This window comes from Nocardia arthritidis (assembly GCF_011801145.1).
Lineage (GTDB): Bacteria > Actinomycetota > Actinomycetes > Mycobacteriales > Mycobacteriaceae > Nocardia > Nocardia arthritidis_A.
On the sequence record NZ_CP046172.1, the window covers coordinates 5,838,716 to 5,850,490 of the forward strand.

Sequence of the window (11,775 nt, forward strand, 5' to 3'; positions counted from 1 at the left end):
AGGAAGCAGCCCAGAGAGCCTGACGGCGCCTCGACTGTCTTCATCAGACGGCATCGCCCCCGTGTCCGGCCGTACGGATATTTGCTGCGCGGCGCAACCACGACAGGGTCCGTCTTACAGTCTTATACGGACCGAAGCCGGTCGTGGTTCAGGCGCGAGTGGCGTAATTGCACGGCTTCACAACGCCTATCAGATCAGCGACCTCAGTGCAAACCCACTACGCGCCGGCGATAGTTTGTAGACGGGCACTGAGTGACAATTTCGAGGCCGGTCGGGATTTGTCGCGCAGCGTTGGACATGGCTATCGGCAGTCGTTCTCGCGACTGCCGGTACCGGGTAGTGTCGGCAGCCACGCGGGCCGCAGATTACCTTGCGGAGTCGCTATACCAAAATTGCAGCGAGTGCACAAGGGGTTCCACGTGAATCAGCCGGATTACCAGAATCATTCGGGCACCCGCCCCGCCGCCTGGTACGAAAACTGGGCGCAGACACCGGATTCCCCGTTCCGGGACCGGCCGGAGCCGAAGGACGACCGGGAGTATCGCACCCTCACCTACGAGCGCGACGGCCGCATCGCCCGCATCACCTTCGACCGGCCCGACAAGGGCAACAGCATCACCCCGGATACGCCGATCGATCTGGCGCATGCCGTCGAGCGCGCCGACCTGGACCCGAGGGTGCACGTGATCCTGGTATCCGGGCGGGGCAAGGGTTTCTGCGGCGGCTACGACCTGGACATGTTCGCCGAGCAGGGCATGAAACCCGCCGAGGGCGAACTCGACCGCACCGGAACGGTTCTCGATCCGGTGGTGCAGGCGGTGAACCACAACCCGTGGGGCACTTGGGATCCGATGATCGACTACGCGATGATGAGCCGCTTCAACCGCGGCTTCGCCAGCCTGCTGCACGCCAACAAACCCACCGTCGCGAAGCTGCACGGCTTCGCGGTCGCCGGCGGCACCGATATCGCGCTCTACGCCGACCAGATCATCTGCGCCGACGACACCAAGATCGGCTACCCGCCCACCCGCGTCTGGGGCATTCCGGCGGCCGGAATGTGGGCGCACCGGCTCGGCGATCAACGCGCCAAACGCCTGCTGTTCACCGGCGACTGCATCAGCGGCAAACAGGCCGCCGAATGGGGTCTCGCGGTGGAGTCCTGGCCCGCCGACGAACTCGACGAGCGCACCGAGGCCCTGGTCGAGCGGATCGCCAGAATGCCGGTCAACCAGTTGATGATGGCCAAACTGGCGCTCAATTCGGCGCTGCTGTCCCAGGGCGTGGCGAATTCGGCGATGATCAGCACCGTCTTCGACGGCGTCTCGCGGCATACCCGGGAGGGTTACGCCTTCCAATTACGTTCGGCCACAGCCGGATTCCGCGAGGCGGTGCGGGAGCGCGACGAACCGTACGGCGACTACAAGCGCGCCCAGTTCGATACCGACTAACGCTCGCCCGACACCATGGATTCGACCCCGTCGAGGATCACCTCGAGCCCGAAGACGAAGTTGGCCTCGGCGGGATCGGCGGGCGCCCGGGTGGCGGGCGCGGCCGACGACCCGAAGACACCGGAGGAGAACAATTCGGCCGCGTCCGGAAACCGCGACGGCTCGATCAACGCGTTCATTTCCCGGCCGTAATCGGCCGCGGCGCCGGCCGGGTCGACGGCGCCGCCCGCGCGCCAACCCTGTTCCAGCTGTTGCGCCATCCGGGCGGCCATATTCACGTATCCACCGAGCAGCGTCAATATCCCGACCTTTGTCATGCGGTCGAGCCCGATATCGCGCATGGCCCGCAATCCGGCATCCATCCACGCGATCGCATTCGGCCCGCGCGGCGGGCCCGACACCGGCAACTCGGCCAACCACGGATGCGCACGATATGCCCGCCACAATCCGGCCGCCCAACCATGCAGACCCGCCCGCCACGACCTCGGAGCGTGCCCGATATCGGGCACGAAGGCCATATCCCCCATGAGAACGAGTAATTCGTCTTTCGAGCCGATATAGCGATAGAGCGACATCGGCGTGACACCGAGCCGCTCGGCGATCTTCGGCAGCGTCGCACCCGTCAGCCCGGACTGATCCGCCAACTCCACCGCGGTGCGCACCACGCGATCGGTATCGAGTGCGGCGGGCCGCCCCAGCCCCGATCCGGTCGGCAGTCGCCACAGGCGCACCAGATCGTCCGGTAGATCGGCCATGCCAACTCCTCGTCTCACCCCGGAATCATTAGTATGTCAAGTATACTATACCGCTTATCCATGCCTCCTTCAGAAGGACGACGGAGGCGAAAATCCCTAGTAAAACGACATAGACAACATATACTATTCCACCTATAGTATAGGCCATACGCTAAAGCGTCACCGGCTCGGCCACCCAAGGACCGCGACAACGATGTCACCGGCCGCGGGCCGACGCATACGGCGACCGTCACCGACGCCGATCCCCCATCCGACGACGCGGCGGCGTACTCCGGCCACGACATGCGCAGCGTGACCCGCACGCGAATATCTCGCTCGAAAGAAGTACCGCGATGCCTACATACATCGATCGCAACCCCGCGCGGAATATCGAGGTGGAGAAATGAAAACCTCGAACCCGATCGGATTGACCGTTCTCATCCTCGCCCTGATCTCGACCGGATTACTGGCGGGCACCTACTACGCGTACGCCACCTCGGTGATGCTCGCGCTCGGCAAATTCGACGACAAAACCTTCGTCGACGTGATGAACAAAATCAGTGTGGTAATCGTCAATCCGTTGTTCATGCTGAGCTTCCTCGGATCGGTCGGCCTGTCCATCGCGGCGGCGCTGTGTTATCTACGCGCGGACCTGCGGCCGGTGCTGTTCTGGATCGGCGCGGCCGTGCTGCTCAATATCCTGAGTCTCGTCGTCAGCTCGGCGTTCAATATCCCGTTGAACAACCATCTGGCCACGGCCAACGACGCGGCGGGCGCGGTCGACTACGCCGGGCTGCGCAAGGATTTCGAAATGCCTTGGCAGGTATGGAATATCGTGCGCGGGCTGATCAATACGGCGGCCCTCGCCACACTTTCGATGGCACTCGTCCAGCACGGCAGGCTGCTCCGCTGAACCGGGTGACGATCGCGGGGATCCGGCCGGGCGGCCGGATCCCCACACGTGTCGATAAAGTCATGGGATGAGCTGGACCGTCGGTTTCGACCTCGATATGACGCTGATCGATTCGCGCCCCGGCGTGGCAAGGGCAGTCGATCTGGCGGCGGCCGAGCTCGGAATCCCGGTGCTCGGGGCGGACGTCGCGAAACATATCGGTCCACCGTTGGCGAACCTGCTGCGGCAGGCGGGCGCGCCGGAGGAACGGTTGCCCGAACTGGTCGCGCGGTACCGGCAGCTGTATCCGACGATCGTGCCGCAGGTTCCGGCCATGCCCGGCGCGGACGCGGCGCTGGCGGCGGTGACCGCGCGCGGCGGGCGGGTGCTGGTCGTCACCGGAAAACACGCACCGCTCGCGCAACTGCACCTCGACGAACTCGGTTGGCGGGTGGACCATCTGGCAGGCGACCTCTGGTCCGCCGCGAAGGCGGGTGCACTGCGCGAACAGGGAGCGCGCATCTATGTCGGCGATCACGTCGGCGATATGCGCGGCGCGGCGGCGGCGGGCGCGGTCGCGGTGGGCGTCACCACCGGCCCCTGCGATGCGGCGGAACTCACGGCCGCGGGCGCCGATATCGTCCTCGCCGACCTCACCGAATTCCCGGACTGGTTCGGCGAGTTCGTTATTGGGTTAGCCTCCTAAACGTGGATCTGTTCCCGGAACGTTTCAGCGGCAAGGTCGCGGTGGTCACCGGCGCGGCACAGGGTATCGGCGCGGCCACCGCCAAACGGCTGGCCGTCGAGGGCGCGACGGTCGCGGTGGTCGACCGCGGCGCGCTCGACACGGTGCTCGACGACATCGCCCTCGCGGGCGGCACCGCGCACGGCTACAACTGCGACGTCACCGACCGCGAGTCGGTGCAACTGGTATTCGACAGCGTGGCAACCGAATTGGGCGGCCCGCACATCCTGGTCAACAATGCCGGGATCACCCGCGACGACCTCTTCTTCCGCATGTCCGAGGAGGACTGGAACGCGGTGCTCTCGGTCAACCTCAGCGGCGTCTTCCACTGCACCCAGGCGGCGCAGAAATACATGGTCGAGCAGAAGTACGGCAAGATCGTCTCGCTGTCCAGCCGGTCCGCCCTCGGCAACCGCGGGCAGGCCAATTACGCGGCGGCCAAGGCGGGCATCCAGGGCTTCACCGCCACCCTCGCCATCGAGCTCGGGCCGTACAACATCAACGTCAACGCGGTCGCGCCCGGCTATATCGCCACCGCGATGACCGCCGCCACCGCCACCCGCATCGGGCTCACCCCCGAGGAGCATCAGCGCGCCGTCGCCGAACAGACCCCGCTGCGCCGGATCGGCCAGCCCGCGGAGGTCGCCGCGGTGATCGCCTTCCTCGCCAGCGACGACGCGTCCTACGTGAGCGGGCAGACGCTGTACGTCAACGGCGGGGCGCGCTGAGCTCATCGCGCGCCGCGCCGGGCCCAATTCCAGCTCTGCCAGGTATCGTCGTCGAGCCGGTGCCGCAGGTCCGCGAGCAGCGCCGCGCGCATCGGCTCGGGCAGCCGGTCGAGGGCAGGCACGATATCGGGTGACAGCTTGCCGAGATATGCGGTGTCGAGTTCCTTGCCGTGCTGCCAGCGGTCGATATTGCGGTCGGCGATCAAACCCTCCGGATTGAGTGCGGCCAGCGCGAGCAAGGTGACCATGGCGGTGCCGATCGTCGCGCGCGGCAACCAGTTCCGCTCCAGCCGCAGCACCGCGACGAGCACCAGGAGGTAGACCAGGCCGAGCCACAGCTCGCAGGTCTGCACCAGCAACCGCAGCACGGTGAACCCGTATGCCTGCTGGTAGGTCCACATCCGGCTCAGCGCGGAGGCCACGATGATCAACGTCAATCCGCCGACGGCGCAGAGCAATACCCGCAACCACAGCCGATCCGCGGCGCAATCCTGTGCCGCCCAACGCAATACGGCCAACACGACGGCCAGGGTCAGTATGGTCACCGCCGAAAGCTGCCAGAATCCGCTGCGCGCGTACTCCGCGTAGGTCAATCCGGCGGTGCGCCGCACATAGTCATCGCCGCCGAACAGCGCGACGAACTGCGCACCGACGAATACCGCGAACAGCACCGTCAGCGCACCGACCGGCAGCGCCCACTCGATCCGCCGCCACGGGCGACCCGAAACCTCTTCCGCCGCATCGGAAGCCGGCACCGGCGGCCCCGCGAGCAGGAAGATGGCGCCGATCGCGGCCGCCGCCGCACCGCCGAACACCACACACCACCGCACCGCCGAACCGACATCGATCCGCGGCGTCGCATCACCCACCAACGCGGCGAACGTCGCATCCGCCCCCGCCAACAGCGGCACGAACACCGCGAGCAATACGACGGTCGCCCCGACCGAAACCCCTATCCGTCGCCGCCGCGCATCCATTCCACCGCGCATCCGCCCGATCCCCGCATACACCCACGGCATCGCGGCCACCGCCGCCACCGGCACCGCGATCACGTCATACAACACACCGAACCGCGACCGCCGCCCCACCACTCCCAACGACGCCGACACCGCCGCCCCCACCACACACAGCCCGAACAACCACCCCGCCGCCCGCACCGCCCCGACCCCCAGCAGCGCCAACCCCACCCCAACCCACCAAACCCGCCCCCAACTCCCCGCCATCCCCCACCCACCGGACGAACCCTCCCCTACACCAACGAATTTCGCATAGCCCGTACCGGATACCCGCACCCTGCCGGATTTCCCGGCTTCCGCATCCGATTCACCCGCATCGGCTCCGCGCAGCACACCAGACACCACATCGGTTCCGGCAGACGACGACCGAGCCGCATCCGACGCACCGGCATGCGATCCGACCAGCTGCCCGTCATCCGCACCACGCGCCATCCTCGCATCGGCTCCTCCCGCCACCTCACTCCCGGTCGCCGCACCCGAATCACTCAGCGACACAGCCCTATCCGATCCATCACGCACCCGCCCCGCGCCACGCACCGCATCACTCCCGGTCGCCGCATCCGATTCCGGAGGCCACGCACCCTCCTCTGCCACCGGCCGAAACTCGACCACCTCGGCCTCCTCCTGACCGCTCACTGGGCCCGAGGCACTCAGCGGAACAGCCTCATCCGTGTCCGCCCCAGGCCGAGCTCCCAGCGCATCGGACCCCGGACCGGCTGCCGCATCCGCGCCACGCAGCCGCGTAGGCTCACCCGCCGCTCCTGCCGACCGGACTCGCACCGGTCGGGTGAGCCGCGTCGGAACTCCCGCCTCATGTGACGAATCCCCCTCGGTCGCATCGGTTCTGGGGGAATTCGGCGCTGTGGTGAACACCGGCCGCTGCGGGTTGTCGGCAACCGAGGCGTGCTCGCTCGGCCCACGTCCGGGTTGTGCTGTCCGGCGGGCATGGCGGTCTACCGCGAACACCACACATACCGCTACCAATCCGGCTAGTAGCCAACCGATTCCGGGGCGGTCCAACGGGACCAGTACTGCCGCCGCCAATCCGATGACCACCGCCGCGGGCACTACTCCCGCCGGGTAGGCGACGAATCGCCAGGCGGGCGCAGGGCGGACGGGGAACGGTGGCGATACCTGCGCCGATCGGTAGGATTCGCCCGGCGGGGCCGGTGGGCGCGGCCGACTCTCGGCGTGTGCGTCGCCGGGGACCAGCTCTCCGGGTGCGGGGATTCGGGACGAGTCTCCGCTGTTTCCCGTAATAGGTTGTGGGTCAAAGAAATTCGAGGTGGATGACGATCCGGCAGGTGTGGCCGGGGATTCAGGTTTCGGCGAATCCGGATCGTCTGGGGTGGGAATTTCGGGCATGGCAGACCTTTCCGTGGGTATGCGGTATCCGCCCCGGAAGCGCAGGGCACTCCGGGTTGTTGAATTGCGTTGGGGTTTAAGCGATCAGGGGTTCGGTAGGGTGACGCGGATGCGGGAGCCGGGGTCGGCGACCGCTATGGTGCCGCCGTGCAGGTCGACGACCCAGCGGGAGATGGCGAGGCCGAGACCGGTGCCGCCGCCGTCGGTCCGGCCGCCCCTGGTGAATCGGTCGAAGACGCGGGCGCGTTCGGCGGGCGGGATACCGGGGCCCTCGTCCTGGACGTCGATGATCGTGACGCCGTCGCCGGCGCGGGCGTTTATGTGCACCTCACCGCCCGCTGGGCCGTGCCGCGCCGCGTTGTCGAGCAGGTTGAGCAGCACCTGATGCAGGCGCGCGGGATCGGCGTACACGGTGGCCGTGGCCGGCAGGACGTCCGTCCGGAAGCGCACGCCGCGCCCGAGCGCCGCGGCCAGCATTTCCGCCTCGGCCACCACCTCGGCGAGTAACGGTGCGACGGCTAGCTTTTCGCGATCCAGCGGCAGCGCGCCCGCCTCGATGCTCGATAGGTCGAGCAGTTCGGACACCAGGACGCTGAGCCGCTCGGTCTGCGCCAGCGCGGTCCGCAAGGTTTTCGGGTCCGGCTCCGAAACGCCGTCCACCAGATTCTCCAGCACCGCGTTCAAAGCCGTGATGGGCGTGCGCAGTTCGTGCGAAACATTGGCGATGAGATCGCGCCGCTGCCGGTCGGCCGCGGCGAGGTCGGCGGCCATCTGGTTGAAGGCAGTCGCCAGCTGCCCGACCTCATCGCGCGAGGTGGCCCGCACCCGCCAGGTGTAGTCGCCGTGCGCCATTCGCTGTGCGGCCGCTGTCATCTCACGCAGCGGCCTGGTGATCCCGTGCGCCAGGATCTGCGAGGTGACCAGCGCGATCACCATGGCCGCCACGGTGGTTCGGGTCGGCAGCCAGCCGAGCTTGTACCAGAAATACCCGAATGCCAGCCCGCCCGAGCACACCATCAGGATCGCCAGCTTCAGCTTGATCGACCGCACCGGGTCCAGCGGGCGCGGCAGCACGTCCGCGACCCAATCCCCCACTGTCCGAGGCTTTTTGCCGTCGTTCACCGTGGCTCCAGCGCATAGCCGACACCGTGCACCGTCCGGATCAGATCCGCACCCAGCTTGCGCCGCAACGCCTTCACGTGACTGTCCACCGCGCGGGTCCCCGACGCGTCGGCCCAGTCCCACACCTCCTCGAGCAGCCGCTCCCTGGCCAGCACGACGCGCGGCCGCCGGGCCAGGCGGGCGAGCAGTTCGAATTCCAGCGGCGTGAGCTGGGCCTCGCGTTCGCCCCGCCACACCCGGCGTTGATCGAGGTCGATGCGCAGGTCGCCGACCGCGATGGTGGCGGTCTCCAGCTCCGCGGTGCGCTCGACCCGTCGCAGCAGCGCGTGCACCCGTGCGACGAGCACCCGCATGGAGAAGGGTTTGGTCAGATAGTCGTCGGCCCCGACACCGAGGCCGACCAATTGGTCCGTTTCATCGATGCGCGCGGTCAGCATGAGCACCGGCATCGCCCGATCGGCCTGGATCCGCCGGCACACCTCCAGTCCGTCGAAACCCGGCAACATCACGTCCAGCACCACCAGATCCGGAGCCAGCGCCGCGGCGGCGGCCACGGCACCCGGCCCGTCGTGTGCGAGATCCACCGCGAAACCCTCGGCCCGCAATCGTGCGGCAACCGATTCGGCGATGGTCACCTCGTCCTCGACCACCAGGATCCGCCGCGCCACCGTCGCGACCGGCCTTCCGCTGTGTTCCATAGAAGGGAACCCTAGCCACCCACTGTGCAGAGAAGCCGCGCCAAATGTGGAGATTCCGTGTGCGGATCACACGGGACGGGCCTCGTGCTCGATCCCGGCGTGCTCGGCGCCGCGCCGGAACCGCAGCAACCGCAACGCATTCGCCACGACCAGCAGCGTCGAACCCTCGTGGATGAACACCGCGGGCCCGATCGGCAGGCCGAGCAGCGTGGCGGGCACCAGCGCCGCGACGATCAGCAGCGAAAACGCCAGGTTCTGCCGGATGACGCGCGCGGTCCGCCTGCTCAGCGCCACCGCGAACGGCAGCCTGCCGATATCGTCGACCATCAGCGCCACATCGGCCGTCTCCAGCGCCACCGCGGATCCGCTCGCCCCCATCGCGATGCCGACCGAGGCGTGCACCATCGCGGGCGCGTCGTTCACCCCGTCACCGACCATCGCGGCGCCCATCCGCCCGCCGATTTCGCCGATCTTGGTGACCTTGTCCTCGGGCAGCAGCCCGCCGTGCGCCGCGTCCAAGCCCATATCGCGGGCGACCGCATCGGCGACCCGCTGGTTGTCGCCGGAGATGAGCACCACCTCCGCGATCCCCAATGACCGCAGCATCGCGACCACCGGCGCCGCCTCGGCGCGCGGCACATCCATCACACCGACCACGCCCAGATAGGCGCCACCGCTGCGCACGATCATCGTGGTGCGGCCCCGCTCGTGCAGTTCGTCCATCGCCAGCACGATCGCGGGCGGCAGGCCATCGGGATCCAACTCCTCGAACATGGTCCTATTGCCGACCTCGGTCGCCCGTCCGTCCACCAAGGCCGTAATACCGCGCCCGGTAACGGAATTCACCGAATCAGCGGTCCGCTCGGCCGTCACCAGCGGCCCCAGATCCCTGGTGATCGCGGTGGCCAGCGGATGGTCGCTGTACGACTCGACCGCGTACAGCGTGGCGATCAGCTCGTCCCGCAGTTCCGCACGCGCGGGCACGATATCGGTGACGCGCGGCTGACCCCAGGTCAGCGTGCCGGTCTTATCGAAGGCGATGGAGCGAACGCGCCCAAGGGTTTCCAGCGGTCCGCCGCCCTTCGCGAGCACACCGGCCTGCGCGGCGCGGGCGATCCCGGCCAGCACCGCACTCGGCGTCGCGATGGCCAGCGCGCACGGGCTGGCGGCCACCAGCACCACCATCGCCCGGTAGAAGCTGTCGGCGAACGGCTCGCTCAACGCGAAGACCCCGACGCCGAGCACCGCCGCGACACCGACCAGAACCGCTGGGACATAGAAGATTTGGAATCGGTCGAGGAACCGCTGTGTCGGCGACTTCTGGGTATCGGCCTCCCGGACCATGGTGATCACCCGCGCCAGCATGCTGTCGCGCGCCAGGCTGGTCACCAACACATCCAGTGCGCCGGACCCGTTCAATGTCCCGGCGAACACCCGATGCCGTTCCGGCACAGTGGAATCGCTCGCCAGCAGCGCGGCGGGGTCGGCGGCCGGGCTCTTCTCCACCGGAATGCTCTCGCCCGTCACCGAGGACTCGTCGACACCGCTGGTCCCGGCGACCACGACACCGTCCGCGGGTGGACGCGAATTCGGCAGCACCACAACGACATCGCCGATCGCCAGCTCGTCCACCGGCACCTCGGTCACCGTGTCACCGCGCCGCACCAGCGCCGTACTCGGGGCCAGCTCGGCCAGCGCCTCGATGGACCGCTTCGCCCGCCCCATCGCGTATTCCTCCAGCGCGTGCCCGAGGCTGAACAGGAACAGCAGCACCGATCCCTCGGCCCACTTGCCGACCAGCGCCGCGCCGACCGCGGCGACCAGCATCAGGAAGTCCACCTCGAACCGCCCGCGCCGCACGGTGGCCAGCGCGGTCCGGACGGTGAAGAACCCGCCGAACACATAGGTGGCGGCAAACAGCGTCAGAGCCAACCAGCCCGGCGCGTCCACCAGATATTTCGCCGTCATACCGCCCGCATAGGTGACACCGGAGGCGATGGCGGCGATCAGCTCCGCGCGCTCACCGAGCGGGCCGCTGTGCGCGTCCGTGCTTTCTTGATCGCGTTTCGTCATGAGGCGATTATATGCATAGATTGCAATATCTAGATAGATGGTTGTTTTATGGCTTCGCCGCACCCCTGATCGCCACCGAGCCGTTGCCGTACCGGGATCCGGCGAAACCGAAATACCGGTCGCGATCCGGGACAATCAAGGGATCTCCACCATCGCCCACTCGCCGGGTGTGCCCCACTCGCTGGACGAAGGACACCGATATGGTCGTTCCGGGGATTCGTTGCATGCTGGCGGCGGCCGTCGCGGCGCTGATCACGATCGGTCCGTGCGGTTCGGCGGCGGCACAGCAGACCGTCGCCCTCGGCGGGGGCTCCGGCATCCTGGTCGGGTCGAGCACCGCATGCACCCTCACCACCATCGGCTACGACCGCGGGGGCAGGCTGACCGGCCTGACCGCGGGCCACTGCGCCGAACCCGGGATGCCGGTGCGGGCCGAGGCCACACCGGACACCGGCGTCGTCGGCACGGTTGCCGCGGTGGATCATTCGGACGACTACGCGGTCATCGTGTTCGACCGCGATCGGGTGACGCCGGTGCGCCGCGTCGACGCGACGGTTATCGCCGGCATCGGCGCACCGCCGCGGCAGGGCGATCTCGTCTGCAAGAACGGCCGCACCACCGGCGTCGACTGCGGCCTCGTATGGGCGACCCACGAATGGTGGTTCCAGAACCAGGTCTGTTCGCGGCCCGGCGATTCCGGCGGCCCGGTCACCCTCGGCGATCGGCTGGTCGGCATGAACGTCGGCCATATCGGCACGGAGGCGATCGGAATCACCCTCGCCGACCTGACCTGCCGTCACCCGGCCGCATCGGGGCACGACCCGGCCGTCGCCATCCAGATCGGCATGGTGCTCGCCGCCATCGAGCAAGCCGGCGGTCCCGGCGCCGGATTCCAGCCCGTGTGACGCGTGGCCCGAATCCGGCGGCGCCCGTACGATATCGCTGCGCCACCGA

General features: G+C 68.0%; 10 protein-coding genes. 5 read left to right on the forward strand and 5 right to left on the reverse strand.

The annotated features are described in order from the left end of the window. Positions 1-419 precede the first annotated feature (419 nt). Complete coding sequence (locus F5544_RS26245; protein WP_167475654.1) at positions 420-1,448, forward strand: crotonase/enoyl-CoA hydratase family protein; 1,029 nt, start codon at positions 420-422, stop codon at positions 1,446-1,448. On the opposite strand, the gene F5544_RS26250 is transcribed toward F5544_RS26245, so the two are convergent. Continuing rightward, positions 1,445-2,203 carry a TetR/AcrR family transcriptional regulator gene (locus tag F5544_RS26250; RefSeq protein WP_167475655.1) on the reverse strand — a complete coding sequence of 253 codons (759 nt, stop codon included), beginning with the start codon at positions 2,201-2,203 and terminating at the stop codon, positions 1,445-1,447. The two genes, F5544_RS26245 and F5544_RS26250, sit on opposite strands and share 4 nt — an antisense overlap. A 382-nt stretch (positions 2,204-2,585) precedes the next feature. On the opposite strand from F5544_RS26250, the gene F5544_RS26255 reads away from it, so the two are divergent. The 3 genes from F5544_RS26255 (at position 2,586) to fabG (ending at position 4,547) form a co-directional block, all read left to right on the forward strand. Next, the gene (locus tag F5544_RS26255) at positions 2,586-3,095 is read left to right on the forward strand and encodes a DUF1772 domain-containing protein (RefSeq protein WP_167475656.1); all 510 of its coding nucleotides are present in this window, start codon (positions 2,586-2,588) and stop codon (positions 3,093-3,095) included. Between the two features lie 67 nt (positions 3,096-3,162). After that, on the forward strand, positions 3,163-3,780 hold the full coding sequence (locus F5544_RS26260) for an HAD family hydrolase (protein ID WP_167475657.1): 618 nt from the start codon (positions 3,163-3,165) through the stop codon (positions 3,778-3,780). Positions 3,781-3,782: 2 nt separating this feature from the next. Then, positions 3,783-4,547, forward strand: a complete 765-nt coding sequence (gene fabG, locus F5544_RS26265; protein WP_238846671.1) for a 3-oxoacyl-ACP reductase FabG — start codon at positions 3,783-3,785, stop codon at positions 4,545-4,547. Between the two features lie 2 nt (positions 4,548-4,549). On the opposite strand, the gene F5544_RS26270 is transcribed toward fabG, so the two are convergent. From F5544_RS26270 to F5544_RS26285, 4 genes are all read right to left on the reverse strand, one after another. Next, on the reverse strand, positions 4,550-5,995 hold the full coding sequence (locus F5544_RS26270; RefSeq protein WP_238846672.1) for a DUF4153 domain-containing protein: 1,446 nt from the start codon (positions 5,993-5,995) through the stop codon (positions 4,550-4,552). A 1,017-nt stretch (positions 5,996-7,012) separates the two neighbouring features. Then, positions 7,013-7,945, reverse strand: coding sequence for an ATP-binding protein (locus F5544_RS26275; RefSeq protein WP_167479488.1), 933 nt, complete (start codon positions 7,943-7,945; stop codon positions 7,013-7,015). Between the two features lie 101 nt (positions 7,946-8,046). After that, positions 8,047-8,748, reverse strand: a complete 702-nt coding sequence (locus F5544_RS26280; protein WP_167475658.1) for a response regulator transcription factor — start codon at positions 8,746-8,748, stop codon at positions 8,047-8,049. A 66-nt stretch (positions 8,749-8,814) separates the two neighbouring features. Then, positions 8,815-10,821, reverse strand: a complete 2,007-nt coding sequence (locus tag F5544_RS26285) for a heavy metal translocating P-type ATPase (RefSeq protein WP_167475659.1) — start codon at positions 10,819-10,821, stop codon at positions 8,815-8,817. A 200-nt stretch (positions 10,822-11,021) separates the two neighbouring features. On the opposite strand from F5544_RS26285, the gene F5544_RS26290 reads away from it, so the two are divergent. Further along, entirely contained in the window at positions 11,022-11,726 is a 705-nt protein-coding gene (locus F5544_RS26290) for a S1 family peptidase (RefSeq protein WP_174867411.1), read from the forward strand. Positions 11,727-11,775: the final 49 nt, after the last annotated feature.

Excerpts from the sequence above, each read along its gene's own strand:
- F5544_RS26250 (WP_167475655.1), bottom strand. The coding sequence starts at position 2,203 with ATGGCCGATCTACCGGACGATCTGGTGCGCCTGTGGCGACTGCCGACC.
- F5544_RS26255 (WP_167475656.1), top strand. The coding sequence starts at position 2,586 with ATGAAAACCTCGAACCCGATCGGATTGACCGTTCTCATCCTCGCCCTG.
- F5544_RS26260 (WP_167475657.1), top strand. The coding sequence starts at position 3,163 with ATGAGCTGGACCGTCGGTTTCGACCTCGATATGACGCTGATCGATTCG.
- F5544_RS26270 (WP_238846672.1), bottom strand. The coding sequence starts at position 5,995 with ATGGCGCGTGGTGCGGATGACGGGCAGCTGGTCGGATCGCATGCCGGT.
- F5544_RS26275 (WP_167479488.1), bottom strand. The coding sequence starts at position 7,945 with ATGGTGTGCTCGGGCGGGCTGGCATTCGGGTATTTCTGGTACAAGCTC.
- F5544_RS26280 (WP_167475658.1), bottom strand. The coding sequence starts at position 8,748 with ATGGAACACAGCGGAAGGCCGGTCGCGACGGTGGCGCGGCGGATCCTG.
- F5544_RS26285 (WP_167475659.1), bottom strand. The coding sequence starts at position 10,821 with ATGACGAAACGCGATCAAGAAAGCACGGACGCGCACAGCGGCCCGCTC.
- F5544_RS26290 (WP_174867411.1), top strand. The coding sequence starts at position 11,022 with ATGGTCGTTCCGGGGATTCGTTGCATGCTGGCGGCGGCCGTCGCGGCG.